This is a genomic window from Thermorudis peleae, assembly GCF_000744775.1.
In the GTDB taxonomy this organism is placed as follows: Bacteria; Chloroflexota; Chloroflexia; order Thermomicrobiales; family Thermomicrobiaceae; genus Thermorudis; species Thermorudis peleae.
The window spans coordinates 622983-643494 of record NZ_JQMP01000003.1 but is presented as its reverse complement, the minus strand read 5'-3'; the positions used below and the strand labels follow the sequence as shown (position 1 = coordinate 643494).

Here is a 20512-nt window from a genome sequence, read left to right as displayed (position 1 = left end):
CATTCAATGGCAAAGCCGCGACTACGCATCATCCCCTTGGGCGGCGTTGGCGAAATTGGCAAAAGCTTAACAGTGTATGAGTATCGCGGCGAGATGGTCCTTATCGACGCCGGTGCCAAGTTCCCTGAAGAAGAGCTACGTGGTATCGACCTGATCATCCCTGATGTACGGTATATCAAAGAACGCCTCTCGAAACTCCGTGGTCTGCTCTTGACCCACGGTCACGAAGACCACATCGGCGGTGTGCCCTTCCTCCTCAACGAGCTGGCAAGCGCTGCACCAATTCGCATTTACGGCTCAGAGTTTGCCATTGCCTATGCGCGAGCAAAAGTTGAAGAACTTGGCAATCCTAAGCTAGCAAAGTTTGATGTCGTGCGCCCCCATACACGTTACCGGCTGGGGAAATATTTCGAAGCCGAGTTCATTCCGGTAACCCACAGCATCCCTGGCAGCTATGCCATTGCGTTACATACGCCGCTCGGCTGGGTCATTCATACAGGCGATTATAAATTTGATCCAACCCCACCACTTGGCCCAACGACTGATGAGGAACGGCTCCGCGAGATCGGGCGTGAGGGCGTTCTCGTGCTGCTCTCCGATGCCGTTCGCGTCGAACGACCAGGACACACCCCATCCGAGGCAGTGGTCAGTGAAGCACTTGATCGTATTATCGGCCAAGCTCCGGGACGTGTGGTTTTAACGACGTTTGCGTCCAACATAACGCGGATCGATCAGGCGATTCGTGCTGCGCACCGGCATGGTCGCAAAGTGGCAATTTCAGGCCGCAGCATGGAACAGAGCACACGTATCGCCATGGAACTTGGCTACCTCAAGCCGCCCGACGGCGTGATTGTGCCGCTCGACGTCGCGATGGCACTCCCCCCAAGACAGGTGATGCTCCTTACGACCGGGAGCCAAGGGGAGGCAACAGCTGCCCTCGCTCGGATTGCCAGTGGCGACCACCCCCACATTCATCTTGCAGAAGGCGACACGGTCATCTTCTCAGCGACACCGATCCCTGGCAACGAAGAGACCGTGAGCCAGACAATTGATGCCCTCTTCCGTCGCGGTGTGCGCGTTATTTATCCGGAAATCGAGCCAATGGTCCATGTCTCAGGTCATGCGAGCCGCGAAGAGCTCAAGCTGATGCTCCGGCTCGTACGGCCACGGTTCTGTGTACCGATCCACGGTGAGTACCGACACCTTGCCCTTTACCGAGAGCTGGCTATGGAGCTCGGCTATCCACCTGAGAGGATCATCATCCCCGAACTTGGTAGCGTGCTTACCTTCGGCCGCGATGACGCACGACGCGAGGGCACTGTCGACACTGGGCCAATTCTCGTTGATTTCGTGACGAGCCAGCATGCGATTCTGCGGCGCCGAGATGAAATTGCTACGAGTGGCGTGATCATTGCAACCTTTGTGATCGATCGCGAGACTGGCAAGCTGATTGCCGGACCGGAAGTAACTGCCCAGGGGCTCAACGGCCAGATCAGTCCAGAGGTACTCGCCAAGGTCACCGAGGATTTCCGCCGCTTCCTCCAGCGGCAGAAGGGCGGGTTTAGCCACGGCTATCTTGTCAGCCGGACGAAGCATGTCCTCGGCCGCCAGCTCTATCGCCGAGCAAAAACCCGCCCACTTATCCTGCCAATTATCAGTGAGCTTTAGCGCATCTCAGCAATACCGACGGCGATCGCCGCAAACAGCACAACAGCGAGCGCAGACAAGGCGTTTGCCTCACCACGTCCCATTCGCCGCCGCAATGGCGTTGTGAGCCCTAACGCCAGCAGTGCCACGATGCCACTCAGTGGATGGACCCAAGAAATCGACTGCGGAGCCCGGATGTAGAGCGTGACGCCAAGGATTACCTGCAGAACCAGGAGAGTATGGGCAATGCCGAGCACCCACATCGGCAGGCCACCCTGCTGGCGTCGTACATACGAGCCGAGGGCGATGAGGAGATAAATCACAACGAGCGCCTGCCCAAGCATCCCATGGATCGTCAATATCGTTGACACAATACCCCCTTAGCTTCCCTTTCCCTCATCCTACCAGATAGCAGCCCAACCTGCTGCACTTTCTAGCCAGCTGCACTGGAAGTGGCATGCTGGTAGATCTGGCGAGTCGTTATAGTGGAGAGCATAGAGGCTTTGGGCGCGGTCCCAGCGAGCCACCAGCCAAGTATCCCGACCATCCCATTGACAAGGAGCGCAAGTGGATAGGGGAGCCGCCACACCGTATCGCGGCGGAACAATGGCGCGCCACCAGTACTTACGTCACGAAGAAGATGGCTGCTCAAGCCTAAAAATGCACCGAGGCCAAGCCCGCGCCATGGCCTGATCAACGCCACGACACTCGAGGCAAGGAGAATAGTTGCCAGAGAGTGTGTCGGGGGACGAGACGGCATCGTCATGCAATCCGTGAGTCGCAGTGACCGTGCAGCGGCAACATGGTCAAGGTCAATAGCAACACCACCGAGCACGGCAGCGACGAGGAATCGTGAGGGATCAGGAACACGATAGGCAGCTGGCAACGCAGTGGCAAACGCTGTCGCAGCATGGCAACAGCCGTCAGCCAGAGCACGCTGTGGACTTGGGTCGGGAGCACGTTGCCATACCCAGTGACATGCCGCTGCAATACCACTGGCTACTGCTACGAGCGCTACGGTATGCCAGTTCGCCTCCTGTCGCGCCCTCGTTGCATTTCGCCGCCACTGATCCATTCTGGCTCACCTCCACGGGCCAGCCGCTTATAAGCCCTTAAGCATACGTTGTCGCGACAGAACACAAAAACCATGGCATCCTTAATCGCCGGTGTGCGTTCGCGTGCACGGAGTGCGCGAGGAGGAGCAAGGGAAGCATGAGTCAACAGCCACGCGCGGTCGTCTTGCTCTCGGGAGGGCTTGACAGCACAACAGCAGCCTATCTGGCCCGTGCGCAAGGATTCGCCCTCTATGCCCTCTCCTTCCTTTATGGTCAGCGTCACCAACGCGAGCTGCAATCGGCCCAAGCGGTTGCCCAGGCTTTGGATGTCGTTGAACACCGGCTTGTCTCGATCGATCTTGCTCAGTGGGGTGGTTCATCGCTTGTTGGTGCTGGGCCCATTCCCACTCAGCCGAGTCAAGGGATCCCCTCAACCTGGGTACCAGCGCGCAATCTTATCTTCCTGGCCATTGCCTCGGGATACGCTGAGGCAATTGGGGCCAGTGCGATCTTCATTGGAGTGAGTCAGGTTGACTACTCAGGTTATCCCGACTGCCGAGCCGAATTTCTTGAGGCGTACCAGCGTGCGGCTGATCTCGCAAGCAAACAGTTCGTTGAAACCGGGCAGCGCATTTCCGTCATTGCACCGTTTCTCTACATCCCAAAGGCGGGCATCATTCGGCTTGGTCTTGCCCTGGGCGTAGACTATGGCCTAACGTGGTCATGCTACCAGGGAGGGACAACGCCGTGTCAGCAATGCGACGCTTGCCGGCTCCGCGCAGCCGCATTCGCTGAGGTAGGAATTCCCGACCCACTGCTTGCGCGTCAGTCAGAGCAAGCGTAATACGCGGCCAATCGAAGGACAGGGGTAATGGCAGTACAACTTGTCTTAATCGGTCTTCCCCAGAGTGGTAAGACAACGGTCTTCAATGCACTGACCGGTGCAGACGCACCAACGGGCGGGTTTAGTGATCTCGAGTCTGAGCCGAACCTGGCCACGGTCAAAGTTCCCGATCCGCGACTCGACGTGCTTACCCGAATGTTCAACCCGCGTCGTACCGTTCCAGCTGAGGTCCAGTACTATGACGTTGCCGGGCTAGCCAAAGGGATCCATGAACGGGGATTGAGCGGGCGGCTGTTGAGCTATTTGAGCCAGGCAAGTGCGCTCGTGCACGTCGTGCGTGCATTCGATGATCCAGCAGTACCCCATCCCGAAGGGTCAGTTGACCCGCTGCGGGATATCGAGACCATGAATATGGAGCTGGCCTTTGCCGACCTTGCGGTCATTGAAAAGCGCCTGCAACGCATTGCGTCAATGATCCCAAAGCTGCGTGGCAGTGAACGTGAGGCGCATGAACGTGAGCAGGCAGTACTGCAGCGGCTCCACCAAGCGCTCACTGACGGCACGCCCATCCGTGCAGTTCCCCTTGAGCCAGACGAAGAGAAACTGCTCCGCGGCTTCGGGTTCCTGACAGCCAAACCACTCCTCATTCTCCTGAACCTTGGCGAAGAGCAACTTGGTGCCGCTGCCGAAGCACTCCTCAGTGCGACCGTCGAGCGTTTCAGCGGGCCACATGTTGCAGTCGACGCACTCCCGGGCAAACTCGAAGCTGAACTTGCCCAACTCTCGCCCGAAGAAGCTGAGCAGTTTATGAGCGAGCTGGGCATTCGCGAACCAGGACGCAACCGCGTTATCCGCACATCCTACGCGCTCCTCGGGTTGATCTCGTTCTTCACCGTCGGAGAAGATGAGGTGCGAGCGTGGACAATCCGTCGGGGCATGACTGCCGTCGAGGCAGCTGGCGCAATCCATTCGGATCTGCAGCAAGGCTTTATCCGCGCAGAAGTCGTGAGCTATGACGACCTCGTTGCAACCGGCGGACTTGCTGAAGCTCGGCGCGCTGGGCTACTGCGCCTTGAAGGGAAGCACTATGTCGTCCAAGACGGCGACATTCTGCACATCCTCTTCAATGTCTAACAAGTAACGCGGCAGGGTTCTATGGCCCTCGCGTCCATTGCCCAGGCTAGCCCTCTGCTCTCTCGCTGGTTCCTCGCCAGCATCACAGCTTTCTGGTTGCTCGTGATCGTCGGCTGCTGGCTTCGTGGTGGGCGCTGGCGCGCAGTTGCCACCGAGCTTGCGACGCTTGGCCTGCTCGGCATCTTTCATGTGCTCTTCTTCTGGCGCCTGCTCCTAACACCAGCCTTCGTGCCGAATGGTGGAGGCGACCTTGCCTCGTTCACTTTTCCACTGCACGCCTATAACGCACGGGTGGTCCAATCTGGCGAGTTTCCACTGTGGAATCCGACGCTGTTTTCTGGTATGCCCCAGCTGGCGAATTACCAAGCTGGCCTACTCTATCCTCTGAATTGGGTTGCCTACCTCATTGCCAGACCGTTTACGTACCAGGCCGTGGAGACACTCGTTTTCGTCCATTACTTCATCGTTAGCCTCGGTGGGTATACCGTTGCCCGGCTGAGTTTGCACTTGCGTCGTATAGCGGCACTGGGCGCTGGCATCGGGTGTGCCTTCAGTGGCTTCTTCGTTGCCCACCTGGGCCACTACTCGATGATCGCGGCATGCGCGTGGATCCCATGGATTTGGCTTGGTCTTGAGCGACTAACCGTTCGATCACAATGGTATTGGGCTGTCCTCACTGCACTCGCAGTCGCGCTCCTCGGAACAGCAGGGCATCAGCAGAGCGTGCTCTACGGCCTGTTGGCTTCTGCCGCTTGGTGGCTTGCCGTCCTCTGTGCCACACATTGGATGGATCTTGGTACGGCTTGGCAAGCGCTCCAGCGCGAGCCTATTCCATGGTTACAGCTCTGGCAGGCAGTTCGGCCTGTGCTTATCAGCACGCTCCGGATTGCATTCACTATAGCTTGCGGCCTTGCACTCGCCGCCCCGGCGGTGCTCCCCTCGCTCGAGCTAGCACGCCGCTCAGTGCGCGCTGGTGGGCTGAGCTATGATGATGCATCGGCTTTCAGCTTTGAACCCGTAATGCTCGCCCATTTCCTCCTGCCGCACATCTTTGGCAGCAACCCTACGAACTACTGGGGGCCTTTCAGCACAACTGAGACTTGGGGCTATCCTGGCATCATTGCTCTGGCTTTCGCCGCCCTCGGGCTCATCCTCAGTCGCCATTGGCAACGCTGGTTCTTCGCCGCGTTGGGAGCCATCGCGCTGCTCCACGCGCTTGGGCCCAGCAGTGCGCTCCACGGCTGGGTGTACCGCTTCGTTCCATTTGACAACTTACTCCGCGCTCCTGCCCGCACTCTCCTCTATGTCGACTTCGCCGTGGCATTCCTGGCCGCGCTTGGGCTCGATGCATTGCTTTGTCCACTATGCTCTTGGGACGCTGTACGCGTGATTCTCCGTCGGGGTATCTTCATTCTTGTCGGTGGGATCATCTTTATTCTTGGGATTGCACTCCCGGTGCTCTACAACACGCTTCTCTCACGAGACATCCCCCCACGTATCCTCATCGCAATCGACGATCTCAATGTGCTTCTGCTGCTGCTTGGTCTCCTTGCAGCTCTGTTTTGGGCTTGGTACAGGCAGATCTTGACAAGCTCCTTGCTTGGGCTTGTGAGCCTCGGATTGCTCTTCTTTGATCTCGCAACCGCTCAAGCAGGCTTTAACCCTACAAGCAACGACATCCTTAGCGGTTACCGACACCCAGAAGTCGTGTCTTTCCTCCGGCAGCACGGTGCTGCAAGCGGTCAGTTCCGCATCGAGTCGGCTGCGGCTCCCTTGCAACCAAGCGCTGCAGCCGTGTTTGGCTTCGAGGATGCCAGTGGACTCTTCGATCCCATGCAGCCAGCTGCGTATGCCCGCGTACTTGATACGCTGCGAAACCATCGCGACTGGCCAGCATATGACTTGCTCAATGTCCGGTACCTGATCACACGTGCCGATGTGATACCGCCAAGCACACGCTTCCACCGCGTGCTGACCACCACCGATGGACTGGCCATTTGGGAAGACACGACAGCCTTGCCACGCGCTTGGCTGAGTAGCCAAGCTGAGGTCGTGCCTGTCGACCACGCGCTTGATCGGGTGCTCACAGCCACCTTTGATCCACGGACGAAGCTCTACCTCAGCGGGCCTGCACTCCCAGCTGCTGATCCCAACGCACAGGGCACGATCAGCCTTGCGCAGGATGGGCCAAACCGCATTCACCTTACGGTAACAACCTCTGCACCTGTCTATCTCGTGCTCGCGGTAACAGCTGACCCAGGGTGGCATGCGACGATTGACGGGCAGGCTGCTCCAATCGCACTCGCCGATGGTATCTACCAGGCACTCTGGCTTCCTGCCGGTCAACACACGGTCACGTTCGCATATTGGCCACCCCTCCTGACTGCAGGACTGATCACCGCTGCAGCTGGCACGTTAGGGTTGCTGGCCTTCGCGTTCTTGCCACGTCTTACCCGTCAACGAACGCATCGAACACCCCGTCGAGCGCTCGCACCAGTCACTCGCTCACCTCAATAAAGAATGGGCAAGATCTTGGCCGCCACAAGCAACGTCATGCTGACCGGTCCCGTGCGCCATACCGTCGCACTAAGCGAGCTGGATCAAAAGGATGAAGGTCGACGGTCGGTGTTGCGCCGAGAATACACTCAGCCATCACCACACCAGTGATCGTGCTCAGCAAGACACCGTTTCGCGCATGTCCCGCTGCAATCCAGACGTTCCGCCAGCCCGGCAGCTGCCCGAGCAGGGGCAAGCCATCACTTGCGAGTGGCCGCAACCCAGCCAGCGCTTCAAGGAACACGGCATGCTCAAGCGCCGGCACCGTATCCGTCGCGAAAGTGGCGAGCGACCGCACACCAGCCCCCGTCGGCCGACGATCAAACGTCGCTGCCTCTTCCGTTGAGCCAATCGCGACAGTTCCATCAGCTTTCTGTGCAATGTACAGCTCGCCACGATAAAGCGAATGCCGCAAGCGAAGTTCTCGTGCTTCAAATCGAAGGAGTTGCCCCCGAAGTGGCCCAACTGGCACATCGACACCGAAGAGTCGCGGGCCAAGCACGCCACACCATGCACCAGCAGCAAGGACAACCCGCTCCACTGCTATGCGTCCAGCCGAGGTATCGATTCCGACAACCTGGTCACCATGAGCCTCGACACCAGTAACTTCTGTCCCCTCAAGGATACGTCCGCCACCAAGTACAAGCGCGCGGGCATACGCCTGGACAAGACGCGGACTCAGCACTTGCCATTCAAAAGGAGCAAGCACTGCCCCGCGAAAGAGCGGGGAAACCGCTGGTTCAAGCTCCCGTAGCTCATACTGGTCAACCCATCGGCAGCGTGCATCATAGGCCTGCAAGGTTGGGAGCCAGGCACGTAACGCCGCTTCTTCATCTGCAGTCATAGCCAAGTAGAGCGCACCAGTAGGACGCAGCTCAGGATCGACACCGCTCCGCTCGCGAAGATCAGCAACGAGATCAGGGAAGCGGGCCAAGCTCGCCATGCCGAGACTGCTCAAAGGATCATCAAGACGTCCAGTTCCTGGAATCGAGAGCAAGCCAGCATAGGCGATCATCGCCTGCCCGCCCATCTGCCCCCGCTCGAGCACCACAACATCGTGCACACCTCGTGTCAAGAGCTGGAACGCGATCGCGAGACCCGTAATCCCTCCGCCGATCACCGCGACTGTTGCACGCGCCGCTGTCATACCATCCACTCCTTTCTTACGGCAGCATACCCCACAGCTGGCTCCACACACTTGCCCTTGACATGATCGGTATCCTTGCAGGTGCGAGGAGGTGACGTTGCATGGACATCGCGCTCACGGACGAGCAGCGGCGCGCGCTTGAGCAACTCGCTGACAAGCTTTACCAGACTCAACCAGCGATCGCTTTCACGGGAGCAGGAATCTCAACCGAGTCTGGCATTCCTGACTATCGTGGGCCGAACGGTCTTTGGTCAAAGCACAACCCCACAAAATTCCGCGACTTTCTTCGTGACCCAGAGATTCGCCGTGTTTACTGGAATCGTCGTCGCGCGCGTTACCCGGTACTGTGCCAAGCCCGTCCCAATGTTGGGCACCTCGTCCTCGCGCGCCTTCAGCAAGCCGGTCTGTTGCAAGAGATCATCACTCAGAACATTGATGGGTTGCATCAAGCTGCAGGCTCTCCGCCTGACTCGGTCATTGAGCTGCATGGCACGGCCCACGAAATCCGCTGCCTTGATTGCGGTGCGCGCTGGCCAGCGGCAGATTTTGACCCAGGTCCGCCAGATACTATTCCGGTTTGTCCACACTGTGGCGGCATTGTCAAAGAGGCAACAGTCTCATTCGGTGAGCCACTGGACAAGGCGGAACTCAACCGAGCCCTGCGTCTAGCCCAGAGTTCTGCCCTCATGCTTGTGATCGGCACATCACTCAGCGTGTATCCAGCAGCCTATGTCCCACGACGAGCACTTCAGCACGGGGCACTTGTTGCAGTCATCAACAACGAACCGACGCCGCTCGATGCACAGGCTACCATTGTTGTCCACAGTAGTGCCGGTGCCGCACTGGAATACCTGGCCTCACTCCTCCTCGCACCGCAATCCACCGCGTTCGCTTAGCTATCATCTCGCGGCAGCATGACCACGCCATGCCGTGCCGCTGGGCCACACTGCAGGTTTACCGCAACCGGCAAGCTTGCAATATGACAGGGATACGTTTCGATATGGACAGCGAGCGCGGTAACAGTACCGCCAAATCCCTGCGGCCCAATGCCAAGACGATTGATCGCATCCAGTAATTCTCGCTCGAGCGCGGCAAGTTCGGGATCCGGGTTTTGGCTACCGATCTCACGCAGCAAGGCATGCTTGGCGAGCTTGCCAACTGCGTCAAACGTGCCGCCGATCCCTACCCCAACAATAACCGGCGGACAGGCATTAGGCCCTGCGCGTTGCACAGTGTCGACGACGAAGCGCTTCACACCATCCCAACCATCGGCTGGTGTGAGCATCGCAAGCCGACTCATGTTCTCGGCGCCGCCGCCCTTGGCAAACACTTCCAACCGAATGCGATCTCCTGGTACCAACCGTGTATGGATCACAGCAGGCGTGTTATCACCAGTATTCCGCCGATCACCAATTGGCCGTTGCACCATTGATGGGCGTAATAGCCCAGAGGTGTAGGCATCATGGACACCAGCAAGAATCGCCTCTTCAAATCCGCCGCCAACGATATGGACGTCTTGCCCGACCTCGGCAAAGACAACGACCGTTCCTGTATCTTGGCACATCGGTAAGCGGTCCTGTACAGCAATATCCATGTTCTCCAAGAGCTGTAGCAGTACCCGTCGGCCAATGGGCGAGCGTTCTTGCTTCGCTGCATGAGCAAAAGCCCGGCGAACGTCGCTTCGCGCCACGACACAGAGCTCAAGACAAAGATCACGGATTGCATCACGAATCGTCACGACGTTGATCTCACGCATGTTCCGCTTCCGTCATCTGGAGGAGTGGTCGACGGAGGTGAGCGAGGAACTCCGTCAGTTCTGCGAGTTGGTCGCCAGCCCACACGCCAGCAGCCCGCAGCGCAGCGATCTTCGCACTTGGCCGTCCTTGTGCCGCTCGGATGACTGCCGCCGCATGGCCAAATGGCGTCCCTTCAGGCAACTGTTCCGTAAAGCGTCCCGCGATGAGCGCAAACACCGGCTTAGGCGGGCGTACAGCGGCATACCAGGCAGCAACGTCCTCTTCAAACTGCGTGCCAGGCTCGCCAAAGAGAACGATAGCCGTCGTCTCAGGATCAGCCATAAACTGCGGCAACAGCGCAGCAGGAGGCATGCCGATGCAGGCGTCGCCACCAACGCTCACAGCAGTGCTTACCCCAAATCCAGCGCGCTTTACCATCAACGCGAGCTCGGCTGTCATTCCACCACTGCGCGAGATGATGCCAATTGAGCCGGGGACAAATACGCGCTCCGGGTATTCCCCACCAATCGCCCCAACTTTCACACGTTCCCCTGGACAGATCACCCCCACAGAGTTCGGGCCAATCAGCGTTGCCCCGGCCTCCCGCACTGCAGCCAGCATCTGGGCTGCATCGTGCAGCGGAACTCGTTCTGTTGCTACCACGAGCAATCGGAGCCCATGCGTTAATGCTTCAAGGACGGCATCAAGGACAGCAAGTGGTGGCACACTAATCAGCGTTGCGTTCGGTTGTGTCGCAGCAACGGCCTCAGCCACCGTGTCGAAAACCGGCACTCCGGCAACTGCCATGCCGCTACGCCCCGGCGTTACCCCAGCGACAACTGCTGTGCCGTAGCGCAGCATGTGCGCGGTGACCATTTGCCCTTCGCGCCCTGTAATGCCTTGGACAAGCAACCGCGTTTGCCGATCGAACAACACCGCCATGCGCTATCCTGCCTCATGCAGCAAACTGACCATTAGCGCCGCTGCTTCGTCAAGCGAGACATCCTCTCCAAGCCAACGAACCCCAGCTTGCTCGAAGATGGCACGCCCAACTCCATCATGCAATCCAACCTCCCGGGCAACGACCGGGAATGCTGGCGGGAGTTTCCCCGTCGCTTGGAGCGCAGCAACCACACCCCGTGCAATGACATCGATTTGTGTGTTATTCGTCACATTATGAGCGACAAAGAGACCACGCACACCGGGTTTTTCAAGTACGACACGAGCGAGACCAGCAACTTTGCGTTCAGTGGGGTTGCCACCAAGCTCAGCGTAGTTCGCTGGTTTCCCGCCAGCGCGTACCAATGCATCGAAGAGTAAGAGGCTGGCTCCGCCTCCACCACAGAGGAAACCAATATCGCCCCCATCAAGCTCGAGATAGCGAGCGGATCCCCGATACGGCTCCTCCTGGTTGAGTCGCTCAACAGCTTGTTCACGGGGTGTTAGCGGGCGCCACGGTAAGCCGTGCACCACGCGTTCGGCGATCCCAGGCTGGCGAACAAGCGCCGCATCATCGACAACAAGCACTGCCCCTGCAGCAAAGACGTGCTGTTGGTCAGTCACAATGAGGGGGTTCAGCTCAAGCAAGAGCGCATCGAGGTCGAAAAAGGCCGCAAGTGCGCGTTGGGTGACGCCAGCTAATGTTGGTAGGAGAGCACTCGGCGCTCCAGCCCGCTTCCATAACTCACGTGCGCGAAAGGCCGGAAGTGGAGCAAACGGCGCCTGAATTGTTATCCGGGCCAGGCGCTCGGAAGCCGACGCGGGGTCAATCTCAATGCCACCACTGCAACTCGCCAAGACGATCACATCCGCGGTGACTTCGTTAAAGAAGGCCGCCAGGTAATACTCGGCCGTCGCGGGAAGCCAGGCTTCAACACGCACCTGATCGACCGTAAAGCCACCGATCGACTGCCCAAGCAATGCCTCTGTTGCCTTCTCAGCATCGACAGGATCAGCACACCGTCGCACGGCGCCAGCCTTGGCCCGGTGGCCAACTGGCACTAACGCCTTAACGGCAACAGGGCCACTAAGTGAGTGAGCAATGGCCGCCGCTTCAGCCGGCGTGCTGGCGGCGTCACCAGTCGGGACTGGTACTCCCCGAGCTGCAAGCAACACTTTCGCGTCGTGCTCGAGCAACCGTGCCATGATTGGCTTCCCTCTTAGGGGCGGAGCATACGCCGCACCATGTCCATTACGGACCGAACCGGCTGGTCTTCTTCAAGAGCCAACACCTTGTCTGCCAAAAGTGCGGCTTGCGAACCAAGCCGCTCCGTCAGCAACACGCATACCTTGGCGCGCAATTCGTCATCAGAGAGAGGGTTCCCTGGCATGCCTTTCGGCACCACAACCTGGGCTTCAAGCACGGAACCATCGGTGAGCCAGATACGCACACGCGCAGGCCACGTCTGTGGATAGGCTGCTGTCATTGCCGGATCTGCTCGCACCGCAACACAACGACGCAGGGCAGCGACCTCAGGGGCCATGACCCGTTCTGATTGAAACTGGGCAAGTCCTGCCTGTCCATCGCATAGCGCCACAGCCACAGCATGCTGCAAGCTGAATTTGGCTTCATGCTCAGTCACTGGTTCAGGGCAATCAGTGATATCGAGGGCAACTTGGTACGTTTCGACGTCAATCCGATCAATCGGTCGGCCTTCAAGCTGGGGTCGCAGCATCAACGCCGCATCAATAGCCGTATGGGTATGGCCACAGCAGGCATGGCGCTTGTAGCCATTGTCCACAATCATGAACTGTTGTCCAAGACCAATGGTGAGGAAATCGGGATTGACATCCTCAGCCATAGCCGCAAAGAAGCCTCGAGGCCCTTCAAGAATCCGACGGGCTCCCCGTATCCCTGATTGGGCAAGACTGGCTGCGAGCACGCCATCATGCGCTGCTTTGCCTGCGTGGAGCGGCTTTGATTGCGCGCTATCGTCAAGGAACGCCCATAAGCCGCTCGCAAAGGTTCCAGCTGTTCCAAGCGCATTGACAAGCTGGGTGGCACTGAGGCCCCAAACGACACTGGCAGCGGTGGCTGCGCCAAAAACGCCGCAGGTCGCAGTCGGATGCCAGAAGCGATAGTGACCAGGATTCACCGCGCATGCTAAGCGAATCGCGACATCGTAGCCAGCAACAATTGCGGCAAGGAGTTGGCCGCAGGAGACATCAGCTTGCTCAGCAGCGGCAAGCGCTGCGGCAATAACCGGAGCACCAGCATGGATCGTGCCGCCTTGATGCAAATCATCGAGTTCAAGGACATGTGCCGCAACGCCATTGGCAAGTGCCGCACCGAGCGCGCTACTGCAATCGCCTGTGGCAAGCACCGTCGCTGTCTCGCCAGGCATTTGCTGGGTGACCAATGCACTTACCGCTCGGGCAATGGGATGCGTACCGCCAGCAATTGCAACAGCGAGGTGATCGAGCAGCGCACGGCGTGCCTCATGGAGCACAACCTCAGGCAGCGCCGCTCGGGTGAGACCCTCGATAGTAGCAGCAAGACGTTCCGTCAGACTGGCTATGTGTCCAGCAGGCTGGTCAAGCGCAGGACCGAAATGCAAGGTCTTCGTCGGTTCTCTCCTTTTCGTGCTCAGGATGTCCAAACGCCGGCAGCATACCGCGCTGCAACGGCGCCACAGTAGCCGCAGCGTGCCTCAATCCCGCCGGTCGTCCGGCGCAAACGGACACGCGTCATGTCAGGGTGATCAGCACCGCACCGTGGGCAGACGACTGGCTCCCAGGCATCACGTGCGGCCTCCATGCTCTCAGGCCGGCCACGGGGGCGCTTGCCCCGCACCTCCATGACATCCACATCGTCATCAAAGTCCTCTGGGTAACCGCGCATCCGTCGCATTGGCGGAAACCTCACGCCTCCTAGAACAATACCCTCTCCTGACACCTGCAACCCTTGGTTGCTGTAGTGATAGCAGCCGACGGAGAATTGAGCAAGAGGGGAGCACGTGAATATGATGGCAAACGATGCGAGAACCACCTGCACTGACCAAGCCGCACTGCTGACGATCCTTCACGTTCTGAGTGAACAGCAGCACTCGGCTGCGGATACAGCGTCCGCGAGCGCTGCCTTGCACGATCCAGAAATCCGTCGCGCACTCCGGCGTGCACTGCCATCCCTACCGCCCGACCAAGCAGCGGCTGTAGCAAGGCAACTCCTTGCGTGGCGAGAAGACTTTATGACAACACAGCGGGATTTCTCAACCTGGTACGTCGTGTCATCACTCGATCGAGAAACACTGCTCGCCAATGCTGACTGGCTGCTTGCGAGCAACGCTGCTCTTGCACTCTGGGAGCGCACGGCTGCAGATCCTGCACATCTGCGGATAATCACAGCACGCGCAGTGCAGCACGACGTACCATCAGTGCGTGAAACCGCCCTCGTCCTGTTGTTCCTTGAACCAGCAAGTCCCTTCCGCCTGCCTCAGGAGGACGCCGAGCAACTCCTTGTACAAGCGCTCGATGATAGCGATCCTGCGCTGCGTGGACTTGCTGCAACGATTGCGCAGGAATATGCACCGGCATTGCTTGTCTCACGACTGGAACAAGGACTCATTGATGCAGAGAGCCAGGGCATGCGAGCAGCGTGCTGGGCTCTCACTTTTCTGCTTGATACGGAGCGCGCTCGTGAGCAAGCCGCCTCTTTGCTCGGCGATCGAGATGCGCCGGTAAGCGTACGTGTAAGTGCGCTTGAAGCCCTTGCCCAACACCTTACGACAGCGGAAATCGCGCCCATTCTTGCTATGCTTGTCAACGATCCTTGTCAATTCGTGGCAGAAGCGGCTGCCGAGATTCTCTGGCAACTTCATCGGCACCCGCTTCCTGCGCAGGCCGCGCTCACGAGCCCTTACCCAGCTGTGCGTGCCATTGGCCAGCGGCTGCTCGATCCACGCCGTGGCTCGCCAGCCGCTGGCGGTAGTCGTCCTGGAGCTCCAGTTTAGTGATCTTCCTGATGCGCACGGCGATAGGCGCTTCGCCGTAAGGCCTCTGCGGCCTCTTCGCCGACCCGACGGAGTGGCAGCTGCATTGTTCGTGCAGTCAGTACAAGTCGGCAGAGAAACTCGAGTGTCTCCATCCGCCGCAACGCGTCCGCAGGCGTTGCCCCGACTGTGACTGCGCCATGGTTCTCCAACAGCGCAACGGAACCCGCTTCACCAAGCAGTTCCGCTGTCTTCAGCCCAAGCGCATCAGTGCCAGGCTGAATGTAGGGCACACGAACGACCTGGCCAAGATAGAGCATTGACTCAGGTGTTACATCTGTCGGTAACGGCAGATCGAGACAAGCAGCCAATGTCGCCCAGAACGGCGAGAGATGCAGCACCGCCTTGACATCGGGGCGTCGCTGGTAAATGCGCCGGTGAAGCTGAATCTCGCTGGAAGCACGCGGCGGCTCGCCAGGCTCACCGTCAAGGTCACAAACAACAAATGAAGATGCCTGGAGCTGGTCGAGCGTTGTCCCACTGGCGGTGATGAGGAAGGTTGTTGCGTCAAGCCGAGCGCTGATATTGCCACTCGTACCCCAGACAAGCCCGCGAGCCGCCGCTAGCCGTCCGACCGTGATCAGTGCTGAACGGCATGAAGCCAGGTCAGCCATAGGAGCCCCTCACGCTATGCAGCACGCGCCGCGAGCGCTTGGCGAACGAGATCGGCAACTTGCGTTGGCCGCTCAGCAACGCGGACGCCAGCAGCTTCGAGCGCTGCAACTTTTTCAACAGCTGTGCCCTGTCCGCCAGCAATGATTGCGCCCGCATGCCCCATGCGCTTCCCTGGGGGCGCTGTACGCCCAGCAATAAAGCCAACGACAGGCTTCGTCACATGGTCATGAATAAACGCCGCGGCCGTTTCTTCATCAGTCCCGCCGATTTCTCCAATCAGCACAATCGCCTCAGTCTGCGGATCAGCTTCGAAGAGCTCGAGGACATCAACGAAGGAGGTACCAATAATGGGATCACCGCCAATACCAACAGCCGTCGACTGACCGAGGCCAGCTTGGGTGAGCGCCCAGACGACTTCATAGGTTAAGGTTCCACTTCGAGAGACAATGCCAACCGGCCCAGGTCGGTGAATATAGCCAGGCATGATCCCTAGCTTAGCTTGCCCTGGTGTAATCAACCCCGGGCAGTTTGGGCCGATTAGTCTCGTACCATGGCGGCGCGCATAGTGATAGAGCTTGAGGGTGTCGAGCACAGGGATGCCCTCCGTGATACAAACGACGAGCGGAATTCCGGCATCAATCGCCTCATAGACAGCGTCAGGAGCGAAGGGAGCAGGCACATACACGATCGAAGCGTTCGGCTGCGTAGCCGCGACAGCCTGCGCGACGGTGTCAAAGACCGGCACCCCATGCACCGTACGCCCGCCGGCTCCGGGCGTCACACCAGCAACAATTTTCGTGCCATATTCCAGCATTTGGCTCGTATGGAATGAGCCTTCTCGGCCAGTAATGCCCTGGACTAACACACGGGTCTCTGCATCGACCAAGATGCTCACGCGCTCACCCCTTTCGCCGCGGCTACCACCTTTTGCGCCGCCTCATCCATGGACTCGACAACGGTGAGGCCTGCTGCCTCTAACAAGCGGCGCCCTTCTTCCTGGTTTGTGCCAACAAGACGAATGACGAGCGGCACTCGAACAGGGACAACCTTCAAGGCGTCAAGAATGCCTTGTGCCACAACATCGCCCCGTGTAATACCACCGAAGATGTTGATCAGCACGGCTTTGACCTTGGGATCAGCGAGCACAAGGCGGAACGCAGTGGCTACCCGCTCAGCACTCGCTCCACCACCAACATCGAGGAAGTTCGCTGGCGTGCCACCGTAGAGCTTGATCGCATCCATCGTTGCCATTGCAAGGCCAGCGCCGTTGACGACACAGCCAATTTCACCATCAAGAGCAACGAAGCTCACGCCAGCTGCACGCGCCTCGCGCTCCCGTGGATCCTCTGCTTGCGTGTCCCGCAGCGCTTCATACTCACGGTGCCGGAAGAGCGCATTATCATCAACAACAATCTTGGTGTCGAGCGCAAGCCATGACCCAGTGTCAGTCAACACCAGAGGATTAATTTCAGCGAGCGAGGCATCGAGCTCACTGTATGCGGAAAAGAGTTGCCGCGCAATTGTCGCGAAGCCACGCACCTGGTCTGGAGTGAGGCCAAGGGCAAAGCCCAGGCGGCGTGCTTGATAGTCGTGCAGACCGAGGAACGGATCAGCATACTCTCGCACAATCTTTTCCGGCGTCTGGCGAGCAACCTCCTCAATATCAACGCCCCCCGCACTGCTCGCCATGACGACAACCGAACGCGCGCCCCGGTCAAGCACAACGCCAAGGTAGTATTCATGGACATAGCGAACCGCGGGGGCAACCAAAACCCGGTGAACGGTCCGGCCGCGGATGTCCATACCAAGGATCTGGCTCGCCACAGTTGCAGCTTCGTCCGGATCATTGGCAAGTTTGATACCACCTGCCTTGCCACGCCCACCAGCATGCACTTGTGCCTTCACCACCACGCGGCCACCAAGTTGCTGGGCAGCGTCACGCACCTGCTCGGGTGTCTCGCAGACAATCCCTCTGTTAACGGGAATGCCGTAGCGGCTCAGTAACTCTGCCGCTTGATACTCATGGAGATCCACCCCCGTGCACCCCTTTCCTGGAACGTTTCCCTAAATGCGAATCATAGCACTGGCGCCAACGCTGGGGCTTTCCCTTCGCCATACTGACATGCTCTGTGGTATACCAACCAATAAGCGCGTGATGGTGCGAAAGGGAAGGAGAGAATGACATGCGCGAGGATCGTGGTGGGTTTCTGGTCGGTTTCCTGAGTGGATTGGCTGCTGGTATCCTCCTTGCACTGTTTCTCAGCCCCAAGTCGGGGAGGGAGATCCGCAGCGAACTGAAGCAGCGCGTGCAGCCGGTGAAAGAGCAGGCGGAAACCTTGACAAATCAAATCCGCGAGCGCGCTCAGTCCACGCTGCAACAAGTGCCAACCGTTGGGCAGCGCCTGCAGGAAGCCGCGACTGACGCGGCGGAGCGAGCAGAGCAGACACTGCGCGACGTCGCGGAGCGCACTGAGCAAGCTGCTCGCGATACTGCCGATGCTGCTCGCAAGCAGGTGGAGAAAGCAACCGACCAGCACGCCTAGCGAAGCCGAGCGGCTTGAAAGGAGATCGGAATGCTACGGCAGGCGCGCACCGCGCTCAAGTATCTAGCGCTCGGCTTAGCCATCGGGTTGCTGGTTGCACCACGCTCAGGAGCCGAGACTCGACGACTCTTGCTTGGTCGGGTCTGGCAGACAGTCGAGGAACGCTGGCAACAGATGCACTCGGCGTCAGCAAGCTAGACGCACGAGTGCACCGAGCCACAACGCAGCAACTTCTCTGTGAAGAGCATAGCCTGATCTTAGCAGGAATATCCTGCTAGGATCAGGGAAACAATTGAGGGGCGCAAGTAGGCCGGGGGGTGAGGGGGAGATGCTGCCGATTCGCGATGACAACAGTGGACGCCAGAGCTTTCCCATCGTCAACGTCACGCTCATCCTCATCAATGTCCTTGTCTTCATTTACCAACTGAGTCTCGCTGCACAGTCTCCTCGAAAACTGGAGCACTTCATCCTGGCCTACGGCGCAACCCCCTATGAACTCACCCATGGCCAGGATCTTGCGCCCCATGTCGGGTTCCCTATCTACCTTACTGTCATCACCGCAATGTTCCTGCACAGTGGATGGCTGCATATTCTTGGGAACATGTGGTATCTCTGGATTTTCGGTGACAATGTTGAAGATTCAATGGGGCATCTCCGTTATCTCATCTTTTACCTGCTCGGTGGTATTGCGGCTGCACTCACCCAAACACTTGCGGCCCCCGACAGTCGCGTGCCAATGATTGGCGCAAGTGGAGCGATTAGCGCTGTCATGGGTGCTTACCTCGTTCTCTATCCCGGTGGGCTGATTCGCACCCTTACGTTTCTCGGTTGGATCCCTCTGCTCTTCTACATGCCCGCCCTGATCTGGATCGGTATCTGGTTCATCTTGCAGCTCTTCTCAGGCCTTGCTTCGCTGGGCGTTGAGACCATGGCAACCGGCGGCGTGGCCTATTGGGCTCACATTGGCGGTTTCATCGCAGGCATGATCCTCGTGTGGATCTTCCGCGATCCCGACCGCGTGCGGCGCCAACGCCTGGCACGTAGCATGAATCGGGCCTTCCAGCGCGTCACACGCGGGGTGTAAGCACGCAAGCATTGACAGCGTTGGCACCAGACGCTAAGCTTGAGGGATGTGGACGGCAACGTCCACGTTTTGTTCAGCATCGAACGAGGAGAGCCGTGGTGTACGCGATCGTCCAAACAGGTGGAAAGCAATACCGCGTCCAGGCTGGAGACGTACTTGATGTTGAGAAGCTCGAAGCTGAGCCTGGGAGCGAAGTCACCCTCGAGCAAGTCCTCCTTGTTGGTGGTGAGGGTGGCGCGCAGGTCGGGCGGCCGTATGTTCCTGGCGCTCGAGTCATCGCTGAAGTCGTCGATCAGATCAAAGGGCCAAAGCTGATCGTCTTCAAGATGAAGCCAAAGACCCGCTACCGCCGCAAGAATGGGCATCGGCAGCGCCTGACCCGGCTGAAGATCAAAGAGATTCAGGCATAAACACGGAGGGACAACGCCATGGCACATAAGAAGGGTGGCGGAAGCACGCGCAACGGGCGCGACAGCGCTGGCAAGCGCCTCGGGCCCAAGCGCTTTGACGGTCAGTTCGTCCGTGCGGGCAACATTCTGGTGCGGCAGCGCGGGACACGCTTCCACCCAGGCACGAACGTCGGGATGGGTCGCGATTTTACCCTCTTCGCGCTCATCGACGGCTATGTGAAGTACGAGTGGATCAATCGAGAAAAGCGCCGCGTCAGCGTTTATCCCGAGAGGGTTGTCGCCCAGCCTGCTCAGGTCGCGGCGCAGGGAGCGGGAGCATGAAGAAGGACATCCATCCAAAGTTCTACCCGCAGGCAACAGTTGTCTGCTCCTGTGGTAACACCTGGGTCACCGGCTCGACAAAGCCAATGATCCGGATTGAGCTCTGCCCTCGCTGCCACCCGTTCTACACCGGTGAGCAAAAGATCGTCGATACCGGCGGGCAAGTCGAGCGGTTTATGCGCAAGCTCGAGCGAGCGCAAGCGGAGCAGCCACGAAAGAAGAAGCAGGAGCGGCGTCAGCGCCGACTGAGCCAGCGCATGCAACTCGAACGCGAGGCATTGCTGACAGCGCCCGACGAAGAGGCGACATCAAGCGAAGCCGAGCGCTAGGGACGAATGGGCTGATTCACAGACGGCTATGTCTGGGGTATACTGAAGATGCATCCGGGGCGAGGAAAGCTCCGGCCGCTCAGTGAAAACGCTGGGCGGAACA

At 58.9% G+C, this 20512-nt stretch carries 23 protein-coding genes; 12 read left to right on the top strand and 11 right to left on the bottom strand.

Annotated features, from left to right (window positions below):
* Window positions 1-6 precede the first annotated feature (6 nt).
* Window positions 7-1668 carry a ribonuclease J gene (locus N675_RS05965; RefSeq protein ID WP_038038529.1) on the top strand — a complete coding sequence of 554 codons (1662 nt, stop codon included), beginning with the start codon at window positions 7-9 and terminating at the stop codon, window positions 1666-1668.
* Here N675_RS05965 and N675_RS05960 read toward each other — a convergent pair.
* Entirely contained in the window at window positions 1665-2018 is a 354-nt protein-coding gene (locus N675_RS05960; RefSeq protein ID WP_038038528.1) for a hypothetical protein, read from the bottom strand. The genes N675_RS05965 and N675_RS05960 overlap by 4 nt on opposite strands.
* Window positions 2019-2080: 62 nt before the next feature.
* A complete protein-coding gene (locus N675_RS05955) occupies window positions 2081-2722 on the bottom strand; it encodes a metal-dependent hydrolase (RefSeq protein ID WP_051914284.1) in 642 nt (213 codons plus the stop codon).
* 137 nt (window positions 2723-2859) lie between these two features.
* On the opposite strand from N675_RS05955, the gene queC reads away from it, so the two are divergent.
* Genes queC through N675_RS05940 form a run of 3 tightly spaced genes read left to right on the top strand, consistent with a single transcriptional unit; the run spans window position 2860 to window position 7197 of the window.
* Complete coding sequence (gene queC, locus N675_RS05950; RefSeq protein WP_038038527.1) at window positions 2860-3546, top strand: 7-cyano-7-deazaguanine synthase QueC; 687 nt, start codon at window positions 2860-2862, stop codon at window positions 3544-3546.
* Between the two features lie 27 nt (window positions 3547-3573).
* Complete coding sequence (gene ychF / locus N675_RS05945; protein ID WP_038038526.1) at window positions 3574-4680, top strand: redox-regulated ATPase YchF; 1107 nt, start codon at window positions 3574-3576, stop codon at window positions 4678-4680.
* Between the two features lie 21 nt (window positions 4681-4701).
* The gene (locus N675_RS05940) at window positions 4702-7197 is read left to right on the top strand and encodes a YfhO family protein (RefSeq protein WP_038038525.1); all 2496 of its coding nucleotides are present in this window, start codon (window positions 4702-4704) and stop codon (window positions 7195-7197) included.
* A gap of 34 nt (window positions 7198-7231) precedes the next feature.
* Here N675_RS05940 and thiO read toward each other — a convergent pair whose 3' ends face one another.
* Window positions 7232-8383: a glycine oxidase ThiO gene (gene thiO, locus N675_RS05935; RefSeq protein WP_038038524.1), complete on the bottom strand. Its 1152-nt coding sequence runs from the start codon at window positions 8381-8383 to the stop codon at window positions 7232-7234.
* 101 nt (window positions 8384-8484) lie between these two features.
* Between thiO and N675_RS05930 the strand changes: the two genes are divergently transcribed.
* Window positions 8485-9279, top strand: coding sequence for an SIR2 family NAD-dependent protein deacylase (locus N675_RS05930; RefSeq protein WP_038038523.1), 795 nt, complete (start codon window positions 8485-8487; stop codon window positions 9277-9279).
* On the opposite strand, the gene N675_RS05925 is transcribed toward N675_RS05930, so the two are convergent.
* From N675_RS05925 to N675_RS05905, 5 genes are read right to left on the bottom strand one after another with little or no spacing between them, the layout of a single operon-like run.
* Window positions 9276-10139 carry a fumarate hydratase gene (locus N675_RS05925; protein WP_038038522.1) on the bottom strand — a complete coding sequence of 288 codons (864 nt, stop codon included), beginning with the start codon at window positions 10137-10139 and terminating at the stop codon, window positions 9276-9278. The genes N675_RS05930 and N675_RS05925 overlap by 4 nt on opposite strands.
* Window positions 10132-11061, bottom strand: a complete 930-nt coding sequence (locus N675_RS05920) for a succinate--CoA ligase subunit alpha (RefSeq protein ID WP_038038521.1) — start codon at window positions 11059-11061, stop codon at window positions 10132-10134. The genes N675_RS05925 and N675_RS05920 overlap by 8 nt, the downstream gene beginning before the upstream one ends.
* Window positions 11062-11064: 3 nt before the next feature.
* Complete coding sequence (locus tag N675_RS05915) at window positions 11065-12264, bottom strand: ATP-grasp domain-containing protein (protein ID WP_038038519.1); 1200 nt, start codon at window positions 12262-12264, stop codon at window positions 11065-11067.
* Between the two features lie 14 nt (window positions 12265-12278).
* Window positions 12279-13676: an MmgE/PrpD family protein gene (locus tag N675_RS05910; RefSeq protein ID WP_051914283.1), complete on the bottom strand. Its 1398-nt coding sequence runs from the start codon at window positions 13674-13676 to the stop codon at window positions 12279-12281.
* Window positions 13677-13705: 29 nt separating this feature from the next.
* A complete protein-coding gene (locus N675_RS05905; RefSeq protein WP_038038518.1) occupies window positions 13706-13969 on the bottom strand; it encodes a hypothetical protein in 264 nt (87 codons plus the stop codon).
* Window positions 13970-14081: 112 nt separating this feature from the next.
* Between N675_RS05905 and N675_RS05900 the strand changes: the two genes are divergently transcribed.
* A complete protein-coding gene (locus tag N675_RS05900; protein ID WP_038038517.1) occupies window positions 14082-15068 on the top strand; it encodes a HEAT repeat domain-containing protein in 987 nt (328 codons plus the stop codon).
* Here the strand turns inward: N675_RS05900 and N675_RS05895 are convergent.
* From N675_RS05895 to sucC, 3 genes are read right to left on the bottom strand one after another with little or no spacing between them, the layout of a single operon-like run.
* Entirely contained in the window at window positions 15065-15721 is a 657-nt protein-coding gene (locus N675_RS05895; RefSeq protein ID WP_038038516.1) for a class II aldolase/adducin family protein, read from the bottom strand. The two genes, N675_RS05900 and N675_RS05895, sit on opposite strands and share 4 nt — an antisense overlap.
* Window positions 15722-15735: 14 nt before the next feature.
* Window positions 15736-16617 carry a succinate--CoA ligase subunit alpha gene (gene sucD / locus N675_RS05890; protein WP_038038514.1) on the bottom strand — a complete coding sequence of 294 codons (882 nt, stop codon included), beginning with the start codon at window positions 16615-16617 and terminating at the stop codon, window positions 15736-15738.
* Complete coding sequence (sucC, locus tag N675_RS05885; RefSeq protein WP_038038513.1) at window positions 16614-17756, bottom strand: ADP-forming succinate--CoA ligase subunit beta; 1143 nt, start codon at window positions 17754-17756, stop codon at window positions 16614-16616. The genes sucD and sucC overlap by 4 nt, the downstream gene beginning before the upstream one ends.
* A 149-nt stretch (window positions 17757-17905) precedes the next feature.
* Between sucC and N675_RS05880 the strand changes: the two genes are divergently transcribed.
* The 6 genes from N675_RS05880 to rpmE all read left to right on the top strand — a co-directional run bounded on the left by N675_RS05880 (window position 17906) and on the right by rpmE (window position 20409).
* Window positions 17906-18265 carry a YtxH domain-containing protein gene (locus N675_RS05880; protein WP_038038512.1) on the top strand — a complete coding sequence of 120 codons (360 nt, stop codon included), beginning with the start codon at window positions 17906-17908 and terminating at the stop codon, window positions 18263-18265.
* A 30-nt stretch (window positions 18266-18295) separates the two neighbouring features.
* The gene (locus N675_RS14295; RefSeq protein ID WP_156100827.1) at window positions 18296-18463 is read left to right on the top strand and encodes a YtxH domain-containing protein; all 168 of its coding nucleotides are present in this window, start codon (window positions 18296-18298) and stop codon (window positions 18461-18463) included.
* 130 nt (window positions 18464-18593) lie between these two features.
* On the top strand, window positions 18594-19349 hold the full coding sequence (locus tag N675_RS05875) for a rhomboid family intramembrane serine protease (RefSeq protein WP_038038510.1): 756 nt from the start codon (window positions 18594-18596) through the stop codon (window positions 19347-19349).
* A 98-nt stretch (window positions 19350-19447) separates the two neighbouring features.
* Window positions 19448-19759, top strand: coding sequence for a 50S ribosomal protein L21 (gene rplU, locus N675_RS05870; RefSeq protein ID WP_038038508.1), 312 nt, complete (start codon window positions 19448-19450; stop codon window positions 19757-19759).
* An 18-nt stretch (window positions 19760-19777) separates the two neighbouring features.
* The gene (gene rpmA, locus N675_RS05865; RefSeq protein WP_038038507.1) at window positions 19778-20080 is read left to right on the top strand and encodes a 50S ribosomal protein L27; all 303 of its coding nucleotides are present in this window, start codon (window positions 19778-19780) and stop codon (window positions 20078-20080) included.
* The gene (gene rpmE / locus N675_RS05860) at window positions 20077-20409 is read left to right on the top strand and encodes a 50S ribosomal protein L31 (RefSeq protein ID WP_038038506.1); all 333 of its coding nucleotides are present in this window, start codon (window positions 20077-20079) and stop codon (window positions 20407-20409) included. Before rpmA ends, rpmE begins: the two co-directional genes overlap by 4 nt.
* Window positions 20410-20512: the final 103 nt, after the last annotated feature.